Annotated in this window: 19 protein-coding genes and 1 pseudogene; 10 read left to right on the forward strand and 10 right to left on the reverse strand. The window is 51.5% G+C overall.

The genetic code is table 11. The annotated features are described in order from the left end of the window. Nucleotides 1-66: 66 nt before the first annotated feature. Nucleotides 67-255, forward strand: a pseudogene (locus QWU00_RS13460) (transposase); the annotation flags it as partial. A 71-nt stretch (nt 256-326) separates the two neighbouring features. Here the strand turns inward: QWU00_RS13460 and QWU00_RS13465 are convergent. Then, the gene (locus QWU00_RS13465) at nt 327-1,253 is read right to left on the reverse strand and encodes a sulfotransferase (RefSeq protein ID WP_150395563.1); all 927 of its coding nucleotides are present in this window, start codon (nt 1,251-1,253) and stop codon (nt 327-329) included. Between the two features lie 270 nt (nt 1,254-1,523). On the opposite strand from QWU00_RS13465, the gene QWU00_RS13470 reads away from it, so the two are divergent. Then, the gene (locus QWU00_RS13470) at nt 1,524-2,597 is read left to right on the forward strand and encodes a hypothetical protein (protein ID WP_035378115.1); all 1,074 of its coding nucleotides are present in this window, start codon (nt 1,524-1,526) and stop codon (nt 2,595-2,597) included. Between the two features lies 1 nt (nt 2,598). Continuing rightward, nucleotides 2,599-4,572: an HAD-IA family hydrolase gene (locus QWU00_RS13475; protein WP_035378116.1), complete on the forward strand. Its 1,974-nt coding sequence runs from the start codon at nt 2,599-2,601 to the stop codon at nt 4,570-4,572. A gap of 52 nt (nt 4,573-4,624) precedes the next feature. Here QWU00_RS13475 and QWU00_RS13480 read toward each other — a convergent pair whose 3' ends face one another. Both QWU00_RS13480 and hpf read right to left on the reverse strand, forming a co-directional pair. Further along, nucleotides 4,625-6,145, reverse strand: coding sequence for a GT99 family glycosyltransferase N-terminal domain-containing protein (locus tag QWU00_RS13480; RefSeq protein WP_035378117.1), 1,521 nt, complete (start codon nt 6,143-6,145; stop codon nt 4,625-4,627). Between the two features lie 136 nt (nt 6,146-6,281). After that, a complete protein-coding gene (hpf, locus tag QWU00_RS13485) occupies nt 6,282-6,902 on the reverse strand; it encodes a ribosome hibernation-promoting factor, HPF/YfiA family (protein ID WP_035378118.1) in 621 nt (206 codons plus the stop codon). 329 nt (nt 6,903-7,231) lie between these two features. On the opposite strand from hpf, the gene QWU00_RS13490 reads away from it, so the two are divergent. Beyond that, nucleotides 7,232-7,507 (forward strand): hypothetical protein, encoded by a 276-nt coding sequence (locus QWU00_RS13490; RefSeq protein WP_061138862.1) that lies wholly within the window; start codon nt 7,232-7,234, stop codon nt 7,505-7,507. A 304-nt stretch (nt 7,508-7,811) separates the two neighbouring features. Here the strand turns inward: QWU00_RS13490 and lptB are convergent, their stop codons facing one another. Genes lptB through QWU00_RS13515 form a run of 5 tightly spaced genes read right to left on the reverse strand, consistent with a single transcriptional unit; the run spans nt 7,812 to nt 12,140 of the window. Then, on the reverse strand, nt 7,812-8,627 hold the full coding sequence (lptB, locus tag QWU00_RS13495) for an LPS export ABC transporter ATP-binding protein (protein WP_045542145.1): 816 nt from the start codon (nt 8,625-8,627) through the stop codon (nt 7,812-7,814). Between the two features lie 2 nt (nt 8,628-8,629). Next, nucleotides 8,630-9,688: an LptA/OstA family protein gene (locus tag QWU00_RS13500; protein WP_035378120.1), complete on the reverse strand. Its 1,059-nt coding sequence runs from the start codon at nt 9,686-9,688 to the stop codon at nt 8,630-8,632. Between the two features lie 2 nt (nt 9,689-9,690). After that, the gene (gene lptC / locus QWU00_RS13505; protein ID WP_035378121.1) at nt 9,691-10,425 is read right to left on the reverse strand and encodes an LPS export ABC transporter periplasmic protein LptC; all 735 of its coding nucleotides are present in this window, start codon (nt 10,423-10,425) and stop codon (nt 9,691-9,693) included. Beyond that, a complete protein-coding gene (locus QWU00_RS13510; RefSeq protein WP_035378122.1) occupies nt 10,422-11,453 on the reverse strand; it encodes a KpsF/GutQ family sugar-phosphate isomerase in 1,032 nt (343 codons plus the stop codon). Before QWU00_RS13510 ends, lptC begins: the two co-directional genes overlap by 4 nt. Nucleotides 11,454-11,480: 27 nt before the next feature. Further along, entirely contained in the window at nt 11,481-12,140 is a 660-nt protein-coding gene (locus QWU00_RS13515; RefSeq protein WP_035378251.1) for a ribonuclease D, read from the reverse strand. 497 nt (nt 12,141-12,637) lie between these two features. Here QWU00_RS13515 and proP point away from each other — a divergent pair, with 497 nt between their 5' ends. The 3 genes from proP to rlmB all read left to right on the forward strand — a co-directional run bounded on the left by proP (nt 12,638) and on the right by rlmB (nt 15,496). Next, the gene (gene proP, locus QWU00_RS13520) at nt 12,638-14,092 is read left to right on the forward strand and encodes a glycine betaine/L-proline transporter ProP (protein ID WP_035378123.1); all 1,455 of its coding nucleotides are present in this window, start codon (nt 12,638-12,640) and stop codon (nt 14,090-14,092) included. Between the two features lie 73 nt (nt 14,093-14,165). After that, nucleotides 14,166-14,597: an NUDIX hydrolase gene (locus tag QWU00_RS13525; RefSeq protein WP_035378125.1), complete on the forward strand. Its 432-nt coding sequence runs from the start codon at nt 14,166-14,168 to the stop codon at nt 14,595-14,597. 59 nt (nt 14,598-14,656) lie between these two features. Continuing rightward, a complete protein-coding gene (gene rlmB / locus QWU00_RS13530; RefSeq protein WP_035378126.1) occupies nt 14,657-15,496 on the forward strand; it encodes a 23S rRNA (guanosine(2251)-2'-O)-methyltransferase RlmB in 840 nt (279 codons plus the stop codon). Here rlmB and QWU00_RS13535 read toward each other — a convergent pair. Both QWU00_RS13535 and QWU00_RS13540 read right to left on the reverse strand, forming a co-directional pair. Further along, nucleotides 15,430-16,788: a purine-cytosine permease family protein gene (locus QWU00_RS13535; RefSeq protein WP_035378128.1), complete on the reverse strand. Its 1,359-nt coding sequence runs from the start codon at nt 16,786-16,788 to the stop codon at nt 15,430-15,432. The genes rlmB and QWU00_RS13535 overlap by 67 nt on opposite strands. A 28-nt stretch (nt 16,789-16,816) precedes the next feature. Next, a complete protein-coding gene (locus tag QWU00_RS13540; RefSeq protein WP_006560271.1) occupies nt 16,817-17,635 on the reverse strand; it encodes an SDR family NAD(P)-dependent oxidoreductase in 819 nt (272 codons plus the stop codon). 131 nt (nt 17,636-17,766) lie between these two features. On the opposite strand from QWU00_RS13540, the gene gmk reads away from it, so the two are divergent. From gmk to QWU00_RS13555, 3 genes are read left to right on the forward strand one after another with little or no spacing between them, the layout of a single operon-like run. Next, a complete protein-coding gene (gmk, locus tag QWU00_RS13545) occupies nt 17,767-18,420 on the forward strand; it encodes a guanylate kinase (protein ID WP_035378130.1) in 654 nt (217 codons plus the stop codon). A 5-nt stretch (nt 18,421-18,425) separates the two neighbouring features. Further along, on the forward strand, nt 18,426-19,859 hold the full coding sequence (gene rfaE1, locus QWU00_RS13550) for a D-glycero-beta-D-manno-heptose-7-phosphate kinase (RefSeq protein WP_035378131.1): 1,434 nt from the start codon (nt 18,426-18,428) through the stop codon (nt 19,857-19,859). After that, nucleotides 19,859-21,058 carry an AGE family epimerase/isomerase gene (locus tag QWU00_RS13555; protein WP_231551602.1) on the forward strand — a complete coding sequence of 400 codons (1,200 nt, stop codon included), beginning with the start codon at nt 19,859-19,861 and terminating at the stop codon, nt 21,056-21,058. The genes rfaE1 and QWU00_RS13555 overlap by 1 nt, the downstream gene beginning before the upstream one ends. The last annotated feature ends 12 nt before the right edge of the window (nt 21,059-21,070 follow it).

Below are 21,070 nucleotides of genomic sequence, written 5' to 3' on the forward strand. Positions count from 1 at the left end.
TTTGAACTATAAGCTATCTAGAGTGCGTACACTGAACCATGAATCGTGTGGGTGACATGGGGCATGGATGACGCTATGAACAGCGATATTTTTCAGCCCTATGTTAGAGCATGATCTCGTGCCGACGCTGAGCCTAGGGGATATCGTCGCGCTGGACAATCTGCCCGCCCACAAGGTTGCGGGGGCGCGAAAGGCGATCGAACGAATGGGGGACAGATGATGTTCCTGTCTCCCTATAGTCCCGATTTCAACCCGAGCAAAATGTGAGCCTGAATAAAGTGGACATGCTCTAGCTAACATTCTTGCCGCTGTCGTTTATATATTGTTTATTTAGAATTATTGTTATCCCATTCTATTTTTTCGTATACTATTTTTGCTGGATTATAGCCTAGTAAAGTCATTGTATCTACAACTCCAGGTAAACTTAAACCAGAAGCAATATCATCCGTAGATAAATGGCGAAGCCAAGCATCATCAGAACGTTGTGTAGGTGATGCTGGAGATAAATTCTTTTCAAATAATTCTTGGATTGTCGAATTGCGATTTTCTTTCAGTTCTTTATTTAAGTAGTCTGTAAAATTAAAATTTGGATATTTAAGAAAAGAGCCAACATTTCCTCCCAAAGCATGACAGGGATACTGGTAGAAATGATTGTAATCTACGCTTCCTGAAAGTTGAAGGAAATAAAGAATTTTTGAAAAAAAATTATCAGCATCATTAAGTAAGTCAGAGTGTTTCAATGATAATAATGGGATTCCTCGACTTAAGACTACTCGTAAACAATGATCGTAGATATTGCGCCATGCTTCAATTCCTTGCCAAAAAGGAAAGCCTGTTGCTTTAAAGTGACTATATGCAAAAGAAAAAGGGTTTCTTGATAAAATAATAGAAGAGCATGTATCCAATCCTCCCTCCCATAACAGGGTAAGCCAGTCCGCATTTTTGGAACTGTCTAAAATAATTTCCTTCTTTGAATTTTTGGCTAGATTATAATATGCAGAAACTATCTTTTCCTTTGATTCCAGTGGTTCGGTGGGATAATTGTTCCATACAGTACAGTTATTGATAGAGGTTTGTAAACTACATAAAGAGCACCCATTCACAGTGAGATGAGCATCGTGGTTTCGATATCTGGAAAAAATGGCTAGACGATCGACTTCACCAGCGTGAAAAATATGTTCGTGGCTATTGAGCATATTGCCAACCGCAGTTGAACCGCAAAAGGGTGAACCTAAAATAAAAACAAAACGCATATAGCAATCCTATATTCAATAGATAAAAAGTATTATACAGAATTTAAATAAAATTTCTCTATGGATTTTATATGAAATTAAAAAACCTTTCGAATTCGCCATTTTTTTCATTTCTGGCAATAGGAAAATTGAGGCGAGAGAAAATCAAGAAATAGCATCAGGATCACATATAAAAATCAATATATTGGTAAAAAGCCTAAAAAGGGTACTCCACCTACGAAATTGTTCCGCTATGAAGGAAAAAATTTCATACTTAGCTGGATTGGATAGATGACAGAAATATCAATTTTGGTTAGAGCTAAGCACGATGCAGCTTTAAATAAAACGATTAAAAGTATCGTGCAGCAAAACGTAAAATTATGTAATATATTTATAATAAACTATGGGCTTCCACAGAAAAGTCTTGATGATGTGCAAAATAATCTTAAAGATTGTGGGTATTTACAGATTGTAAATACTCAAGGCTGTTGGGCTTCAGACTTAAATATGGCTCTGGCTGACGTTGTAACGCCTTATTGTATAATTTGTAATGAGGGGACAGAATGGAGTCCTGACTATTTTAGAATGTCTTGTGTTGACTTGAAAACTATACAAAAAAAATATAATTCTATTGCCGCATATGTGTGTCGTGGAACAGAGAATTATGGTTACTATGTTCAGAATATTTTTAGAAATGAAGAAACCCATCATATTCAGCCAGCATTAGAAGAAGGCTTTGTAAATATTAGTGATATGATATTTAGAAATCAATTTTCATTAGATCAAGCTATATTCAGCACAAGTTTTGTTAAAAAAGGAAAATTTAATCCAGAACTGGGACACTATGCATACTGGGATTTCTTTTTGCAACTTATATTTCAAGGAAATATATACGCTACTAATCAACAGCACGCATTTTTACACTATGACTATAAAGAGCCATCCCCTCCTTGGGCTCAAAATAATATTTTGCAACAAGTGGATAAAAATGCAGAGACAGCTTTCCATAATCACATTTTTCGAAACGGAATAATGCCAGAATCAGCCTTTTATAATCGTGTGGCGACTGAGCGAGGATTTGGCCACGTGTATCATTTGGTTCACAATGTTACGGAGAAAATGAGTTGTTTAAACGATACCCTTATTCAGCATGAAAAGAGAATTGACTGTTTGGATAATGAACTAAATTCTATAAAAATAAATTCACATACCATGTCGGCTTTATTGAAAAAGCAAGAAGGAGTGATGGAAGATATAAGGGGAGTGTCTCAATCTATATCTTATAATGCTTTTCTACTTAAGGCGGGAAAGGTATTTGATGGTCTGGGGAAAATAAAAAGAAAATTTTTGAAAGGTGAGCACTAACATGAATGCTAAAAAACAGAATTTTCTTTTGTTCAATAAAATGTGGCGGAAGAAGGTTGAAAGTTTTGTTGAGGGGGCTGATGTTGTTTCCTGTGATGTTTTTGATACACTAATTCATCGAAAGGTTCGCAAACCAATTGATGTGTTTAGAATAGTCTCTGAGCAGATCCTAAAAGAAGAGAAATATCTGGATGAGGTAGAGGTAGTTTTTTCATTTCCCAGTTTGAGAGTATATGCGGAAAATAAGGCAAGAGAGCATGTATTTGCGCAATATGGTCATCATGAAGTATCGCTTGATGAGATATATGTAAATTTTCAAAAAATCACAAATTGTACGGATTCTCTAAGAAATTATTTAAGTGAAAAAGAAATATTTGTAGAGAATAGTATTACCTATGCTAATCCAATAATGCTAGAAATAGTAAAAAAAGCGTTAAGGGATGGGAAGAAGATTGTACTTTGTTCTGATATGTATTCTTCTTCTACAGAAATTTCAGATCGAGTGATTAATGCTGGTTACCCTGCAGGGTTGCCTGTAATTGTATCTTGTGAAAACGGATGCAGTAAACATGATGGATTTTTGTTTGATATTTTAAAAAAGAATTTTTCGACTGATGAAAAAATAGTACATATAGGAGACAATATTCATGCAGACATTAACATGGCACAAGAAAATGAGATTGATTGTCTCCATTTTACTTATAAAGATGAAATAGACGAAATATTTTTCTCTCATTTTTCTAAAGAAGAGAACGATTTCGCGAACTGTTTGTCACACGGGTTTGCCCGGTTTATTTTAATTTCTGATCCAGAGAAAGCCCATGACATTTGGTATCAAAGCGGCGTTACCGTTTTTGGTCCTCTTTTCCTAGGGTATTTTTTCTGGTTACTTGATAATCTCCAAAAAGGAGAATTTTCGAAAATTCTTTTTCTTGCTCGGGATGGATATTTTTTCAATAAAATGTTTGCAAAATGGAGCACTTCTTTAGGGGTAAATATTCCTTCAGAATATATTTATGTTTCAAGAGGCACTTTACTATACCCTAGCTTATCAGATTTGAATTGGGATCGTCTGTGGTTTCAGTTCGGAGGAAGGCGAAATAAAACATTAAATGGCATATGTAAAAAATTGGGTATACCTCTTTATTTATATTTAGAAGAAGCTGAAAGGTCAGGTATTTCAGATATAAATGAGAGCATAGAAAGTGGGGATGCTCGTATACACAAATTTTTCGTTTTGGTAGGAAAAAATTTACTTAAGGATGCTCAAAATAAAAGGAAGATTTCTAGAGAATATCTAGAAAATTATATTTCGGAAGGAGAAAAAATTGCTTTGTGTGATATTGGTTGGGCAGGAAATATTCAAGGTAGTATATCACGTATAATGCGAAGTGGCGGGATTTCCGTTGATTTGGAAGGTTTTTATTTTGGTATTTTTCCCTGGAGTCAAATGAATAATGGATTGAGAGATGTTTTTCATGGGTATTTAGTCAATGGAAGCTCTGTTCAAAATTTAAATGAAGTCTTATTAAATGGGGGTGTTGAACTTTTAGAATTTGCTACGACAGCTCCTCATGGAACAACTTTAAGCTATACAGAAAAAAACAATCAAATTTTTCCTGTGTTAGAGCAGAGTGATGATGATAAACGTGTTCAAACGCTAAGTGCTTCCATACAGGAAGGTGCATGGGATTTTGTTTCCTCTATGATGGATCTTCTTATAACTATGGATAAAAAGATCTTCCTTAGTCGTTCATGGGCTGAAGCATTCATAAATTTTGTGCAGCAACCCACCTTAGAGGAAGCACGTACTTTTGGTATAGTTACGCATTCGGATGCTCCTGGAGCAACTCTTGAGCGTAGTCATCTTGTATCGACACCCGCCTCGGAAACCCCAGAAGACGTAGAAAAAGCTAAGGAGAAATCATTTTGGAAATATGCTTTTCAAAAACTTTATGAACTGCAGGATTTATGACGGTGGGAGCAGGAGAAAGATAATTTCTCCTGCTTGTTCTTTTTGTAGTTTTTTAAAAAGAAGGTTTTTTATCAATATTTTGTTTGTACATTTCAATTATTTCATCTCTGTCTTGTATCCATCTATCTCTGTCTTGTATCCATCTATCTCTATCGACAATTTGCTGCTGAAGCGTTTTAATAAGATTATCTCTGTCTTGTATCCACTGATCTCTATCCTTTATCCATGTATTCCGATCGTTTACCCACTTATCTCTTTCACTTATCTGACATTCCAAAAGGTTTATGGAATTTAACTGTTTTTGCAATAATTCTTTTTGAGATAATATATTTCTGTCGGCATTTTCTAAGTGGTTAAGAGTGTTTTGCAATGGACGAATAAATAGTGGTCTGGCATGATTTTCATTGTTGATGGCAAGAACCGGATATTCTGATTGTTTTTCTCTATATGTGCAAAGGTGTTTGTTAATTATTTCTGAAAAACTTGGCTTATTCAAACGCCAAATGTAATATTCCTTAGAAAAAAGAAAATCGTAAGGTATTAAGTATCTTGTAAAAAACCATGTGTAAAAAATATCTTTTTCGTTTTCTTCTAAAGAAATAAAAGTTTCTACTGGGCTATTCCCAAAAAAAACTACAGGAATATTCCAAAATATGGCTTCAATTCCCAGACTGGAGTTTATGGTCCATAACTCTTTAACGTTAGAAAGAAAGACCAAAGGGTTAGGGTCCCTATCAGTAAGGCCACTGTATAAGGCTTTACCATTGGGATGATATCTGACTAGAATTTTATCTAAATTCAAGCGTGTGCGAGCGTGCTCTATGAGAGATAAATTGTTCCAGCCACGGTTGAAAACCAAAGCGTTAGAATCCGTCTCAATCTGTAGTGCTATTCCTAAAGGATACTGGGGAGTAGAGTGAGTAATAGAAACATTGGCTATAAGCGATCGTATTGTTTCAGGCTGAATGTGTAATTCATTATGTGTAAACCACTCTTTAAAAGGAGTTTTTTCGGAAGCCCATAAGGTGGCAACATTTGTGTCTCCATTTACCCCATGAGTATCCCAATAAGCTGTTTGTTTGTAATAGGGTTTTCGCAAAGGGCCAATTTCATTGAAAATAAGTTGTATATTTTCTTTTTTTGCTGCATCCCTTAATGAGGCGTTATTAACCCAGGATACTAAAACAAGAGATTCACCAAAAGATTTCTTTATTTCATTTATGGTTTTTTTATAAAATAAAAACAAATCATAGCAATTGTTCTTGACGGAAAATTTGAAGCTCTCGCTTATCGAAGATTTATTTTCTATTTCTGAGAGAAAAGGGTAATAGTATATATTTTTGTGATCATTATTGCGGAGGTATGTGGGAGCATATTGATGAAATTTTTTTGACCATTCTCCAAATTCCCACCGATTTTGATCGTAAAAAGCCGTTTTATAGTAAGTCGGCATAATAATAGTTGTGGTTTCGTTCTTAAATTCGTGCAGCCATTTTTGAAGAACCCAAAAGTAATGAGCCGATGCACCCACCGGTGAAATGGGAGGTAAGACAAGGACAAAATGATGAGTCATAATACTATGGGTTCTTGTTCGCAGTTTATGCCAAGTTTTTTCATACACATTTTTTAAGGTAAAATTCTGTCGTAATTTTGAGTTAATGATATAATATTATTGGTACCATTCATTAAAAAAATTGGAAAGGCCAGCGTTACGCTGGCCCCGTATCAACCCAGCCGATATTTCCGTCGTCGCGTCGGAACACCAGATTGATCTGTTGGTTTTTGCGGTTTCGGAATAGCAGGATATTACTTGCAGCCAAATCCAGCCGCATGACAGCTTCACTCACGCTCAGGTGAGGAATGTCCGTAGTGTGTTCCGCAATAATAGCGGCGTATGTTTCCTGTTCCTCGGCTTCGTCCGTGGTTGCCTGTGTTTTGTGCGCGTGACCGTCTGCTTTGGCTTTTTTGCCACTAACGGGCTGCTGTAGCACGTAAGAGCGACCGGTTTCGGGAATGGCATCGCTTTTGGTGGCGCGGGCGTGAGAGGTAACCCGCCGGTGGTAGCGCCGCAGGCGTTTGGCAATATGTTCAGCCGCGTCATCAAAAGCTGCATTGGCGTCCGCCGCTTCACCTTCACCACGTAAGGTCAGACCGCGCCCAGCATGGACGTTGATATCGCATGTGAAAAAGGAGCGCGCCTTGCTGAACGTGACTTTGGCTTCTAGTGCCTTATCAAAGTATCGGTCGGCCAGGTTCCCCATATGGGTATTGACCCGGTGTTTGAGGGCATCGGACAGATCAATCTGTTTGCCGGAAACATGGATATGCATTCGGATGTCCTTTCTTGTCTGTTACAAGCAGGACCGTCGCACCTGAACCAAGAGCCACACTTTGCTGCGGCCCGTTCTCTCAGGCGCTGGCGGCTTTAACCGTCAACCATGCCAGTCTAAGAGGCTGTGCATGATCTGATTCTCATTTGGGCATGCTCTGTGGGGTGTGTCCATTCTTTTGTTACATATTTAATGCACCATCCACACTGACGGTTCCCTCGCAGTTTGGCCTCTTTTGAAAGCGGCGCAAAAAACTGCGCGTGTGGGGTTGCTGCCTCCACGGGCTACCGCATACAAACGAAGCAGCGTTGCAAACCAGACAGGACATCATGCTTCTACGTTCAAGCCCACCTGCCAATATGCCTAAAATGCGTCGGAGTTGGCGGGCCAAACTTGTGGTGCTTGGTGTTCTGGCGGCAGGATACGGCGTCTTCATGTGGCACATGATGCATAGCAAGCCGCCGGTTATCATGGAGCGCGTGGTTATTCCTGTGGAAGTGGTCAAAAACAAGACCGGGACAGAGCAGGCTGCGCCGCCAGCACCTTCCATTCCTCTGATTCAGCCTCCGCATGTGGATATTCCGCCGCCTGTTATCCGGCGCTGACCCCTTTCCCTACAAAAGCGTAATTGCGTGACAGGGGAAGAGGGCGATCGGGCGAGAGTGCCTGTAAGCCAATGATTGCCCGTGAGGAGGAGAGTCCTGAAAAACCCTCCTTTTCGGTTATATCTTAGTTATAACCCATTGATATTGTTAGAGGCAGAAAGGCGTGGAGATGGGGTCTTCGCCCCCTAATGAGCCTGTCTCCTTCATCGGTAACAGCACTTCGGCACGGTGAGATACGCTCTTGGTACGGGCTGTTGGAGGCCGAATGATCCTGATAAGGCGTGTAAGCTGTTTCCCTGAATAATTACAGAGAGAAGCTTTCGCCCAGATAGACGCGACGCACGTCTTCATGAGCCACAATTTCTTCCGGCACGCCCTGCATCAGTACCTGTCCGCTATGCATGATGTAAGCGCGGTCAATAACTTCCAGTGTTTCACGCACGTTGTGGTCTGTAATCAGCACGCCGATGCCACGGTCTTTCAGGTGAGACACAAGATCACGAATTTCGCCCACGGCAATGGGGTCAATCCCGGCCAGAGGTTCATCCAGCAGGATGTAATGCGGCTGGCTGGCCAAAGCACGCGCAATTTCCAGACGCCGACGTTCCCCGCCCGAGAGTGCGAGAGAAGGAGAGCGACGAAGGTGAGAAATACCGAATTCGCTCAGAAGGCCATCCAGCATCACTTCCCGTTTGTCCGGGTCCTGCTCCACCACTTCCAGAGCCGCCATAATGTTCTGTTCAACATTCAGGCCGCGGAAAATGCTGGCTTCCTGTGGCAGGTAGCCAATTCCCAACCGGGCGCGGCGGTACATGGGCAACTGCGTAATATCGGCTCCGTCCAGCGTGATGGAGCCTGTATCTGGCTGCACAAGGCCCACAATCATGTAGAAACTGGTGGTTTTCCCGGCCCCGTTTGGCCCCAGCAGACCAACGGCTTCCCCCCGATGCACTTCAATGGAAACATTCTTCACCACTTCGCGCTTCTTGTAGGATTTGCCTATTCCGTGCGCGAAGAGCCCATGCCCCGGCTTATGCAGGGCATTCAAGGTGGCCGGTTCCGGCCCGATAATGCGTTCTTCCACTGTTTCTTCAGCGGTCCAGGTAATTTCCTGAGTCATCCTTATTTCCTGTCTGACCCATCGCTGTTATTGGGCACCACAACACCGCTCACCCGGCTGCCGGGATGTTCGGTCATGGTCGCTAGGCCTGTATGCATATTAATAATGGCTGCCGCACCCTGGATCTGGTTGGCACCGCGGGTGATATGCACGTTCCCAACAATCCGTGCAATGCCGGTATCCGGCACGTAAACGCCCCGATCCCCGGTAACAATTTCTGTCTGGGTTCTGACCCACACATGGCCAAAGGCGTTCACTTTTTCCAGCTTGCCGGAGCCGCTGCTCAGTGGATCACCGGATGCCTGTTTACCTGCATCCTGCTGCCCATTCTGCGGCTGTGTCGTGTTATCAGGCGGGGCACTGTATCCGACCAGTACGTCGGCGCGGATCTGCCGTCCGTCATTGGTGGTAACGGTTGCGTTGCCGCGTCCAATGGAAATCCGCTGCTGGGAATAATATTCCATGGAATCGCGAGCCGTAAGCAGATCCTGCGGGGTCACCAGCTTCATGGCTTTCCCGTTCATGACCAATACGGCCTGATCCATATCATATACGGCTTTATCCCCCCATGCCTGATCGGTCTGGGTGTAGATATGGACATGCCCGATCGCTTCCAGCCGATAAATCTCGTTTGCACCGGAGGAATCGGGGTCTCCTCCTGCTGTGGTTGGTTGCGCAGGTTGGGAGGGTGCGGGTGAAGCGCCGGGGGCCGTATTGGCTGGGGCAGGTGGTTTCTGGTCCGTTCCGGTATCGGGTGCCGGGGCCGCGCCATCGGGCTGGGTTTTCTTGCGGTAATAGGCAATCAGTTTATCAGCCGTTACCGTAACATCCCCACGGATGGCTTTTGCCTGATCATAGGCGGTGACTTTTTTCTGGTTCTGATCCCAGTCAAACCCACCTACGGCCGTTACCGTAATCTGCCCCCCATGCGAGAGATCAATGGACTGGGCCTGTGCCAGTCCGGGCAGGCAGGACGCCAGCAGGACGGCCCCCATAGCCACATGCGGGCGGGCGAGCAGAAGAGGGGCCGCCTTCAGGCGCGCCAAAGCAACAGACAGCATGATCAGGACGCTTTCCCATCAGCAGGATGACTGCCGCGATCATCATTGAGAATAAGGCGGCCGGGTCCACGGAACTGGGCAATGCCTTCATGCTGGGAGAGGAGGTAGCCTTTTGCATCCAGCACACCAAACGGACCTTCCGCACGCACCCAGGAATCAGACGCAATAATGCTGCGTTTGATATCAATGTCCGCTACGGGACTATGCATCATCAGGCCATCATCACGATACAGGGTTACTTCTCCTGTCAGATCAAGAATATCCGCATGCTGCATGTAAACGCCTTTTTGTGAGCGCACCAGAATCCAGTCTCCGCCCTGTGTCAGAATATCGGCGGCGGGGTTTGTCAGGTCCATCCGTTCCGGGTTGGCTTGATGTGCGCTGTCTGATGTCACCATGAAGGGGCGATCATGTTCATCCACCCCCCGATAGGTGGCGCCTACCAGATTGCCGCTTTCAATCTTGACCTTGGAAATTTCCCGAATGGCGGCGCTGTTGGCGTTGATCAGCCGGTCTACTTCGGGCCACACGGCAATGGAACTCAGCAGCAGCAGGGCGGTGGCGGGCAGAACCCACTTGGCCCAGCGCAGTAGGGTGCGGCGACGGGCGAGGGTTCCTGCATCCGGGGCTACGCGGCGCTGTTGGGCCGGGGCCAGCCGTTCACGCTGCTGGCGGATTGTTTCTTCTGAACGGGCAAAGTCATCCCGTTGAGGTGTTTTTCTGGGTGGTTCTGTCATCCCACACCTGCCCTTAGCAGGTCATGCACATGCACCACGCCCAGAGGTTTGCCCTCGGCACCCAGCACAAACAGGGAGGTAATGGGTCGGTCACGCTCGTTCATCAGGCGCAGGGCGTCCGCCGCAAAAACATCAGGCCCGATAGTGAGCGGAGTGCGGTTCATGACATCCTTTGCCTGCGTGATGGTAAGATCAAGGTCCAACGCCCGGCGCAGGTCGCCATCCGTGATCAGCCCCGCCAGCTTGCCATTATGGTCCAGAATACCAATGCAGCCTAGGGCTTTGCATGTCATTTCCACAATCACGTCCCGCATGGGCGTATTTTCCTGCCCGATTGGCAGGGAACTGCCGGTCCGCATGAGATCCTGCACGGTGCGCAACCGCATGCCCAGCCGCCCGCCGGGATGAAAATTCCCGAAATCGTTCGCCGTAAAGCCCCGTTGCTGGAGCAGCGCAACGGCCAGCGCATCGCCCAGGGCAAGCTGCATGATGGTGCTGGTGGTTGGGGCCAGTCCCATGGGGCAGGCTTCCGGCATGGAGGGGAGGGTGAGCGCAATATCGGCCGCCGTGGCCAGCGTGGAGGTTGCTCTGCTGGTAACGGCCAGCAAAGGCAGCCCACAGCGGCGCGTATGAGCGGCAATATCGCCCAGTTCCGTGGTTTCACCTGAATTGGAAAAGGCCAGAACGGCGTCACCGTCCTGCACCATGCCCAGATCCCCGTGGGAGGCTTCTGCCGGATGCACAAACAGGGCTGGGGTGCCGGTAGAAGCCAGTGTGGCCTGCACCTTGCGCGCAATATGCCCGGATTTACCAATGCCCGTTACAACCAGCCGTCCGGAGAGAGTGCTGATGAGGGACACGGCCTGCGCAAATGCCTGCCCCAGCCCGTTCGGGTCTTGCAGGGCGTGTTCCAGTGCATCCAGCCCCGCGCGTTCTGTTTGCAAAACCGCTACCGCGTTGGCTGTCAGCGTGGCCTGCTGGTTTGCTGCCGTTCGGGAAACGTGCGCCGAGGCGAGAAGCTCTGTCATACGAAAAAGGGTCCGGGTGAAAACGGGTTAAGACCGGTGAGAAAATATATCTGGGTCTTCATACCCCAGAAGATCAAGCTGGGCACGGGCGGGCAGAAAATCGTAACAGGCCTGCGCCAGTTCCCGCCGACCTTCCCGCTGGAGAAGGGTATCCATCTTCTCCCAAAGTGCATGCAGATACAGAACATCGGACGCCGCATAGGCCAGTTGTTCGGGCTTGAGGTCAGGCGCGCCCCAGTCAGAGGTCTGCTGGTGCTTGCTCATTTCCACCCCCAGCAGCTCCCGGCACAGGGCGGCCAGGCCATGCCGATCTGTAAAGGTGCGAACAAGGCGCGCGGCAATTTTGGTGCACACCACAGGACTGACCGTAATGCCCAGCGCATGCTGGAGAATGGCGACATCAAATCGTGCGAAATGCATGATTTTGGTCACGTTCGGATCGGCCAGAATTTTTTTCAGGTTGGGACAGTCATATCCCGTGCCGCCCAGAGAAGGAGGGATAAGCTGCACAAGATGAGCGGTGCCATCTCCGGCGGAAAGCTGCACAAGGCAGAGCCTGTCACGATAAGGCTTAAGGCCCATGGTTTCCGTATCAACGGCCACGGAGCCAGAGAACGTCACGTCATCCGGCAGATCGTTCCGATGTAATGTAATGGCACCTTCGGACGGGGGCCGGGATGAGGTCATGACCCGCTCCATATTTTTCTGTTAATCTGGCCAGAGCGATACCGCCGAGGGAAGGGATTGTCCATTCCGGCGCTCCTGCATCCTGTTTCAGGCGATTTGATGGTGAGCGCAGGATACTTTCTGTCATGATTTCTTTTGGAGAGGCTTCGTTTCGTGCTGGCTGGAGAGTCTGAAAAAATCAGCATATAGTAATTCATTTTTGTTTATAAACATTATGAAAATAATTAACCGGAAATCAATGAAATAAAGAGGTAGCCAATAAGTATTCTGTATTGTTCTGTGGGGTTATTCATTTATATACGCTCATGAAATAAAATGACTCTCTTTTCCTTTACGTATTTTTGAACTTGTGTCACATAAGCGCGCTATCTTTAATCATTAAGTTGAAGCGAAAAGTTGCTTTTCTTGCAAACAGGAAAGGCCGCTTGGCGTTGAGTTGGGTGTTGCGCAAGCCGGAGGCGCCGCACCCACGATAAATTTTGGAGGAAGAAAACCTTATGCAGGATTCTGGCACGGCGCATGCCCATTTTGGATGGTTCAAGCGCCGCAGGCAGATGAAGCCCGATGATATTACAGTGGTGGATAGCGATATGCTGAAACGTGCCGTAGGAGCAGCGGCTCTGGGCAACGCCATGGAATGGTTTGATTTTGGGGTTTATGGCTACATTGCCGTCACATTGGGGCGTGTGTTTTTTCCGTCCAATGATCCCACCGCCCAGCTTCTGGCAACATTTGCAACGTTTACGGTCGCGTTTCTGGTGCGGCCCGTGGGGGGTATGGTGTTCGGCCCGCTGGGGGACCGGTATGGGCGGCAGAAAGTGCTGGCATTCACCATGGTTCTCATGGCGCTGGGCACGTTTTCCATCGGGCTTATTCCTTCCTATCACAGCATCGGGTTAGGGGCTCCGGCGCTCTTGCTTCTGGCGCGGCTTGTGCAGGGGTTTTCGACAGGCGGCGAATATGGCGGTGCTGCCACCTTCATTGCCGAATATTCCACGGACCGCAGGCGGGGCCTGATGGGAAGCTGGCTGGAGTTCGGCACCTTGGCTGGATACGTGGCCGGAGCGGGTACGGTGACGGCCCTTCAATTGGGGCTTGAAGAAAGCCAGATGCTGGCGTGGGGCTGGCGTATTCCGTTTCTGGTGGCGGGGCCGTTGGGGCTTCTGGGGCTGTATATGCGCATGAAGCTGGAAGAAACTCCGGCCTTCCAGGCGTATGCGGAGCAGGCCGAAAGCCGCGAGCATGACAAACCCGGCTGGACGGAACTGCTGCGTGTACACTGGCCACAACTGCTGAAATGCGTGGGGCTGGTGCTGGTCTTCAACGTAACGGATTACATGCTGCTGACCTACATGCCCAGTTATCTGAGCGTCACGCTTGGCTACCCGGAAAGCAAAGGCCTGTTGCTGATCATTATTGTCATGCTGATCATGATGCCGCTGAACGTGGTGGGTGGTCTCTTTAGTGACAGATTGGGGCGCAGGCCCATGATCATCGGGGCCTGTCTGGCGATCCTGCTGTTGGCTGTTCCCTCACTTCTGCTGGTGCAGAGCCACAATAATATTCTTATTTTTCTTGGCCTTATGCTGCTTGGGCTTTCTCTGGTGTGTTTTACCAGTTCCATGCCCTCAACGCTGCCTGCTCTGTTTTATACGCCCGTGCGCTACACGGCGCTCTCTGTTGCTTTCAACCTCTCCGTTTCGCTGTTTGGGGGCACAACACCACTGGTTACAGCGTGGCTGGTGCGTACAACCGGGGATTTGATGATGCCTGCCTATTATCTGATGGGGGCTGCCGTTATTGGCATCCTGACCATGTTGACCGTGCGTGAGACAGCACGCATGCCTTTGCGTGGCTCTCCGCCTGCCGTGGCGACAGAGGCGGAAGTCAAAGCCATTCTTTCTGGCGATCACCCGATTACGGTTGATGCCACCTTGCCGCCTCTGCCCTGAAGGGGCTGGTGAGCAGAAGAAAAATGGAAATCTGAGCGGGAAGCCCAGCCGTGGCTGGTGAGGGAGAGATCAAATGACAGTTCCACGCGTTGGGTGTGGCGCGGCCATCCTGCGGGAGGGTAAACTGCTTTTGGTCCAGCGGCGGCGGAACCCGGAAGCGCATCATTGCGGGCTGCCGGGTGGGAAGGTTGATCCGTTTGAAACAGTGCCCGCAGCCGTAGCCCGTGAAATTCAGGAAGAAATCGGGTTGAGCATCACGCCACAGACGCTTCTATGCGTGGTGGACCAGATAGATCAGGCACAGGGGCAGCACTGGGTTGCCCCTGTCTATCTGGTGGAAGAGTGGCGCGGTGAACCCACGGTGCGGGAGCCGGAGGCACTGGCAGCAGTCGGCTGGTTTGCGCTGGATGCTCTGCCTGCTCCGTTGACGGAGGCTACGCAGCAGACCTTGCGTGCGTTGGCCGAGCGTGGGGCATGTTTGCAAAACCAGCGGCAAAAGGGATAGCCCCGCAACCGGAACATGCGGTAGGGGAGGGGGAAGAGTGAGAGAGATCAAAGGTTCTTATGCGTAATCCCCGTTCCGGTCGTTCGTCCCGTCATCAGCGCAACCAGTCCTCTGGCGGACGGGAAGGGGGCGGCGCACCAGCCGGGAGCTGCTGGTTGTTCGGCACGCATGCCGTTGCGGCGGCGCTGGCTAATCCGCGTCGCGTCTTTCAGCGTCTGCTGGTGACGGAGGGCGATCACCCCGCTCTGCTTGCTGCGCGTGAGGCCGGAGCCAGACTGACTATTGAGCCCGAGCTTGCGCAGCGCGCCAAACTGGATGAGCTGCTGGGGGCAGAGGCCGTGCATCAGGGCGTGGCTGCGCTGGTCAAGCTGCTGCCAAATCTTACACTGGATGAGGCGCTGGAACGGCCGGGGCCAGTGCTGGTGCTGGATCAGGTGACAGACCCGCGGAATGTAGGGGCCATTCTACGCTCTGCCGCCGCCTTTGGGGCCGCCTGCCTTGTGGTGCAGGATCGTAACGCACCGGAAGAAACCGCCGTGCTGGCCAAAGCTGCTTCAGGCGCGCTGGAAACCGTGCCCATGGTGCGGGAAGTCAATTTGTCCCGTGCGATTGAAGCCTTGCAGAAAGGCGGGTGCTGGACCGTGGGGCTGGATGCAGGTGGCGGCTTGCTGGATGGTCCTTCTTTTGAAGGCCGCCGTGTGGCGCTGGTCTTGGGGGCGGAAGGCAAGGGCCTGCGCCGCCTGACGCGCGAAAGCTGTGATGAAATTGCCGGGCTGTATATGCCCGGTGATATGGAAAGCCTGAATGTTTCTGTCGCGGCGGCCGTGGGGCTTTATGAGTTGGCCCGCGTGCGCATGCCCAGCACATACCAGCCTGCGGCAACAAAAAAGCCAACGTAATAGCCAATATCGGCCCCATTCAGCCATTTTGCGACGGGGCCGGTATAGAGCGTGCTGCTTGAAAAGAGCAGGATGGTCAGCACGGCGGTCACGGAAAAAATGGTGGCCCCGTATGTCCAGCCGGGTGGAACCGGATGCACCGTGTGGTTTCCGCAATACCAGTCCGCCAGCACAATGCCGATCCACGGCGCAATCCAGTACATGGTGACCATCAGATAATCTGTGTAAAGCGTGGTGTAGCGGCCCGCGCCTGCTACAGCGAGCACGTAGCCCAGTACGGCGGTAAGAATGGCAGCAGCCACGCGGGGCACATGCAGGCCAGCGGAAATCAGGCTATAACTGGCAGTGTTATCATTGAACGAATTGCCGGTGATGGAAGACAGCGCAATGGCTGCCAGCGCCACGGCCCCCAGAGGCCCCATGGCCTGCTGAAGCGAGGCAATAACGGCGGTGGGCGATGGGTCCGCCACACTGCCCGCCGTAAGTAAACCCAGAATCTGGAACGGAATGGCGGAACCCAGAAGCCCCGCCAACGCCAGAAGCACCACTTTTTTCGGACTGGAAGACGCTGGCAGATACCGCGTGTAATCAGAAGAATAGGATGCCCAAGACAGGTTGAAGCTGACAAGAACGCCTGTGGCCAGCAGAAAAGTCTGCCAGCTTACGGGATGATGGGCCGCTATGGGGGCCGTCCCTTCCACCGCCAGCGTAATGCCCATCAGGGCAAAGGTGATCAGCAGTATCCCGCCCAGATATTTCTGCAAAAGCTGCACAACGTGGTGCCCGTAAATGGAGGCTACCATCTGGGTTGCGGCCAGAACACCAAGAGCCAGCCAGAAAGGGGAGGAAATGCCGCCCAGCAGCAACAGCGCCATCAGGGCTGTGGCGGCGGGCACGTTGTTTACCGCATCCCACCCGACGCAATAGATCCAGTTCAGAAAGGCAGGTGGGCGGATACCAATCTGCCCCAGCGCCCGGCGGGAGGCCTCCATCTGTGTCAGCCCCATGGCGGGGCCAATGGCGGCGGCGAGGGCAACTGGTAGCGCCCCAATTATGTTGCCGAGCACAATGGCGAGCACCCCGGTCTTGAAATCCAGCCCCATGCTGGTGAGCAACGCCCCCGTCACCCAGCCGCCGGGGCCGAGGTTGGGGGAAAAATGGCTCCAGAAGACACGGTCCATCTTCATGGTCTTCAGTGCCGCGGGCACGGGTTCGCGCACGGATGCGGCTGAAAGCTCTTCCATCAGGCCACCGGGAGAAGAAGCGGAAACGGGGGTGGACTGATGGTTCATGCCGGGGAGGGTCCTCAGGCTAAAAGGGTCATGACAGGTCCGGCTCTGGCATGGTGCCCGCAGCCCCGGTGGGCTGATGGGTGTAATAGGCTTCCGCCAGCCGTATAGGCAGAAGGTCCATAAATCTGGACCCGGCTGCAAGCCATAATGGAAAAACAATGCGTCTTTCGTTGCGGCGCAGGCCACGCAGAATACGGCGGCTGGCGTTATCCACATCTGTCATGCCCGGCATGGGGAAGCGGTTTTGCGCCGTCATGGGGGTGTTGAGGAACCCGCACACCACGGAAGAACACAGAATACCTGCCTGCTTCATATTCCCGCCAGTGGCCACCATAAACCGGTCAACCGCCGCCTTCGCCGCGCCATAGGACGGCGTGCCGGGATAGGAGACCAGTCCCGCAACGGAGGAAATGGCGCAGATTCGCCCGCGCATGCCATCCGCCGCACGGGGTTGGCGGCGCATCAGCGCCATGGCGGGCAAAACAGTGTTCAGAACGCCATCCATATTGGTCGCAAAAAAGCGTCGTACCTGTTCGTCAGGCTCGTAAGGGGCATCATCCGGGGTTTCGGGCTTGCGGGTGCCCCCGGTAATGCCTGCGCAGGCCAATACCAGATCAAGCTGCCCGGTGCTTTTCACCCACTCCGCCATGGCATGCTGGTCGGCGACATCGCATCGTGCGATGTCCACACCTGCTCCGCGCGAGATGCACTGCCGGGCGGTTTCCATCAGCCGGGTCTCATTCCGTCCGCCCAGATGCAGCATGCGTCCGGGCCGTGCCAGAGTGAGGGCCAGTGAGCGCCCGAGGCCGGAGGAGGCTCCGGTTATCAGAACGGTATTATGTTTCATGGTCGCTCTCTTAACGCGAGACTGTTAGAAGGACTGCACGCCACAGGGCAAAGCGGGCATGCATGGCGGCCAAGGCCGTGCTTTCCCAAGCGTTTGCTGGCGGGTGAGCAATACGGGAGTTGGAACGCGGTATGGTGCAGGGCAGAACGTCTGAAGCAGGGGCGAGGTTGAAACGGCGCGGAGTCTGTTTTGTGATTTCCGCTCCGTCCGGGGCAGGAAAATCGACCATTGCCAACGCCTTGCGGGCCTCCGAGCCCCAGTTGCGCCACTCCGTTTCCGTCACGACGCGCCAGCCACGGCCAGGCGAGAAGGAAGGCGTGCATTACCACTTCCGCAGCATGGAGCAGTTCGAGGAAATGGCAGCAACGGGCCAGTTGCTGGAATGGGCCATTGTGTTTGGCCGTGGCTATGGCACGCCCCGCGCTCCCGTAGAGGAAGCGCTGGCTGCGGGGCAGGACATGGTGTTCGATATAGACTGGCAGGGCCACCAGCAGGTGCGTCAGGCACTGCCGGATGATGTTGTCAGCCTGTTTGTGCTGCCTCCATCGCTGGAAGAACTGGAGCGACGTCTGACCTCCCGTGCGTCTGACCATCCGGATGAAATTGCCCGGCGTATGGCGGCCGCGCGTGATGAAATTTCCCACTGGCACGAATTTGATCATGTGGTGGTGAACAAGGATCTGGACCGTGCCATTTTTGAAGCCCGCGCCATTCTGACAGCCGGACGCCTGAAAACCCGGCGGCAAACCGGGCTGGAAGAATTTGTAGGGACGTTTGGAGCCTGAGCCTGATGGATTTTTCGGCTGTTTCCATTCTGTGTGTTGGCGATGTGATGCTGGACCGTTTTTTATACGGCAGCATGGAGCGCATTTCGCCAGAAGCGCCGGTGCCGGTTCTGTTGCTGGACAAGCGGCGGGAAATGGCTGGCGGGGCCGGGAACGTGGCCAGTAACGTAACGGCATTGGGTGGCCGTGCCATTCTGGTGGGGCTGGTGGGGAATGATGAGGCCGGAGGCCTGTTAAGGAGCGCTCTGGCAGCACGCCCGAATGTGGTGGATGCTACCGTGAGCACCACCAGTCGGCCCACAATCTGCAAAACCCGGTTCATAGCCGCCCATCAGCAGGTGGTGCGGACGGACGAGGAAAGCCGTCTGCCTTTGCAGGCGAGCGAAGCTGCGGATTTATGCGCGGCTCTTGAAGCACGTATTGAAGGCGTGCAGGCCGTTGTGGTGTCTGATTACGGCAAAGGGGTTTGCAGCCCGCAGGTGCTGGAAACCGTGTTCCGTGCCGCAAAGGCCCGGAATATCCCGGTGTTTGTGGACTCAAAATCTCCAGATTATCGCCTCTATTGCGGGGCCACCTGCATTACACCCAATGCCCGTGAACTGGCTGAGGCTTCAGGTCTGCCGGTGGAAACCGAGGCGATGGTAGAAGCCGCAGCCCGCAAGGTGATGGCGGATGCGGAGGCCGACGCCATTCTGGCCACGCGTTCTGAAAAAGGCATGATGCTGGTGCAGCGGAATGGCGCGGTTGTCTCCATTCCCACCCGCGCACGGGAAGTGTTTGATGTCTCCGGCGCTGGCGATACGGTGATCGCCACCATGGCGCTGGCGGTTGGCTCCGGCCTCTCGTTCGAGCAGGCCATGCGGGTGGCTAATGCCGCCGCAGGGGTTGTGGTGGGCAAACTGGGTACCGCCACGGCGGATATTCAGGAAGTGCTGCATGAACTGGATGAACAGTCCGGTCCTGATGAAGCCCCTCATCTGTTGCCGCTGGCAGCGGCGCGGGCACAGGTTCAGCGTTGGCAGGCGCGTGGGTTGAAGGTGGGGTTCACCAATGGCTGCTTTGATATTCTGCACCCCGGCCATGTCAGCCTGCTGGCGGAAGCCCGTGCTGCGTGTGACAGACTGGTGGTGGCCCTGAACACGGATGCCAGCATCAGCCGCCTGAAAGGGCCGGAACGCCCGGTCAACACGCTGGATTCCCGTGCGCGGGTGATGGCTGCCGTGCGGTATGTGGACGCAGTTGTGGCGTTTGAGGAAGATACGCCTCTGGAAACCATCAAGGCGCTGATGCCGGATGTGTTGATCAAAGGGGCGGACTACAAACCGGAAGACGTGGTGGGGGTCGATGTGGTCACCGCCGCCGGAGGCAGGCTGGTGCTGGCGGATCTGGCACAGGGCCATTCCACAACATCCACCATTGGCCGGATTCGCGGTGCGTGATGCCACAGGGTCTTCAAAGAGCCCCCATCGGTTCGTCAGTTGCTTCCGGGCAGGGGACTGCTTTGCAGACAGTGCGGGACCGTTTTCAGCGCTGGCTGTTTGAGCAGGCTTTGCCGTTCTGGGCCTCAACCGGCTGTGATGGAACGCTGAGCCACCCGGCCATGCGGGGAGCACAGGAAAGCCTGACCCTGGCCGGTGTGCCTGCATTGCCCCCTTTCAAGCGCGTGCGCGTGCAGGCCCGGCAGCTTTTTGTGTTTTCATGGGCCAGTTTGCAGGGCTGGAAGCAGGCGGAGGCGTGCGCAGCAGGGATTTTCGACTTTCTGCTAAAAGCACGCACCCCGGATGGAGGATGGGTGTGCCGCCTGACGCCGGAGGGAAGCGTGCTGGATGCCACAGCGGATCTGTATGATCTTGCTTTCGTGGTGTTTGCTCTGGCGTGGTACGGCAGACTGGACAAGAGCGGTCATGCCGTGGCGTTGGCACGGGAGACCCTGTGCTGGATTCAGGCCCATATGGGCGCGCCTACTGGTGGCTTTTTCAATACGCTGCCGAAAAAGGATGCTCCCCGTCAGCAGAACCCCCATATGCATCTGCTGGAAGCCGTTCTGGCCTTGTATGAAACCACCCGAGACACGGCAGATCTGGCAATGGCGCATGATCTGTATGCGTTGTTCAGCACGCGTTTTCAGGATGCTGAAACAGGCATATTGGGGGAGTTTTTTACGGAGAACTGGCAACCTGCCACCGGAGAAGCCGGAAACTGGGTGGAGCCCGGCCATCATTTTGAATGGGTATGGCTGCTGCATGAATACACACGGTGGAGCGGGGTGCAGACAGCGCACCAAAGTCAGCGCCTCTACGCGTTTGCGCTGCAGCATGGGGTGAATGTTCACACCGCTTTTGCGTATGACGGCATAGGGCGGGATGGGACAGTCCTGAAAGCCTCGTCCCGTTTGTGGGTGCAGGGGGAGGCTCTGCGTGGTGTGTTGACCGTCAACCCGCAGGACACCGCAGATCATTTGGCCGCGCGGATGGCGGACACTCTGCTGACCCGCTATTTCACCGGCTGCCCGGAGGGTACGTGGCTGGACCAGTTGGATGCGGCAGGCCAGCCAGCCGTAACGGCCATCCCAACCAGTTCACTCTACCATATCGTCACCGCATTTGATGCGCTTGATCAGGCGGCCTCTCGCTTGTGAATCGAGGAAGCG

It is taken from the genome of Acetobacter tropicalis (assembly GCF_030644465.1).
GTDB lineage: Bacteria > Pseudomonadota > Alphaproteobacteria > Acetobacterales > Acetobacteraceae > Acetobacter > Acetobacter tropicalis.

Coding starts and splice junctions, on each gene's coding strand:
- proP (WP_035378123.1), top strand. CDS start 12,638: ATGCAGGATTCTGGCACGGCGCATGCCCATTTTGGATGGTTCAAGCGC.
- QWU00_RS13535 (WP_035378128.1), bottom strand. CDS start 16,788: ATGAACCATCAGTCCACCCCCGTTTCCGCTTCTTCTCCCGGTGGCCTG.
- QWU00_RS13500 (WP_035378120.1), bottom strand. CDS start 9,688: ATGCTGTCTGTTGCTTTGGCGCGCCTGAAGGCGGCCCCTCTTCTGCTC.
- hpf (WP_035378118.1), bottom strand. CDS start 6,902: ATGCATATCCATGTTTCCGGCAAACAGATTGATCTGTCCGATGCCCTC.
- QWU00_RS13510 (WP_035378122.1), bottom strand. CDS start 11,453: ATGACAGAGCTTCTCGCCTCGGCGCACGTTTCCCGAACGGCAGCAAAC.
- lptC (WP_035378121.1), bottom strand. CDS start 10,425: ATGACAGAACCACCCAGAAAAACACCTCAACGGGATGACTTTGCCCGT.
- lptB (WP_045542145.1), bottom strand. CDS start 8,627: ATGACTCAGGAAATTACCTGGACCGCTGAAGAAACAGTGGAAGAACGC.
- QWU00_RS13470 (WP_035378115.1), top strand. CDS start 1,524: ATGACAGAAATATCAATTTTGGTTAGAGCTAAGCACGATGCAGCTTTA.
- QWU00_RS13490 (WP_061138862.1), top strand. CDS start 7,232: ATGCTTCTACGTTCAAGCCCACCTGCCAATATGCCTAAAATGCGTCGG.
- QWU00_RS13475 (WP_035378116.1), top strand. CDS start 2,599: ATGAATGCTAAAAAACAGAATTTTCTTTTGTTCAATAAAATGTGGCGG.
- rlmB (WP_035378126.1), top strand. CDS start 14,657: ATGCGTAATCCCCGTTCCGGTCGTTCGTCCCGTCATCAGCGCAACCAG.
- QWU00_RS13515 (WP_035378251.1), bottom strand. CDS start 12,140: ATGACCTCATCCCGGCCCCCGTCCGAAGGTGCCATTACATTACATCGG.
- QWU00_RS13555 (WP_231551602.1), top strand. CDS start 19,859: ATGCCACAGGGTCTTCAAAGAGCCCCCATCGGTTCGTCAGTTGCTTCC.
- QWU00_RS13525 (WP_035378125.1), top strand. CDS start 14,166: ATGACAGTTCCACGCGTTGGGTGTGGCGCGGCCATCCTGCGGGAGGGT.
- QWU00_RS13465 (WP_150395563.1), bottom strand. CDS start 1,253: ATGCGTTTTGTTTTTATTTTAGGTTCACCCTTTTGCGGTTCAACTGCG.
- gmk (WP_035378130.1), top strand. CDS start 17,767: ATGGTGCAGGGCAGAACGTCTGAAGCAGGGGCGAGGTTGAAACGGCGC.
- QWU00_RS13480 (WP_035378117.1), bottom strand. CDS start 6,145: ATGACTCATCATTTTGTCCTTGTCTTACCTCCCATTTCACCGGTGGGT.
- rfaE1 (WP_035378131.1), top strand. CDS start 18,426: ATGGATTTTTCGGCTGTTTCCATTCTGTGTGTTGGCGATGTGATGCTG.
- QWU00_RS13540 (WP_006560271.1), bottom strand. CDS start 17,635: ATGAAACATAATACCGTTCTGATAACCGGAGCCTCCTCCGGCCTCGGG.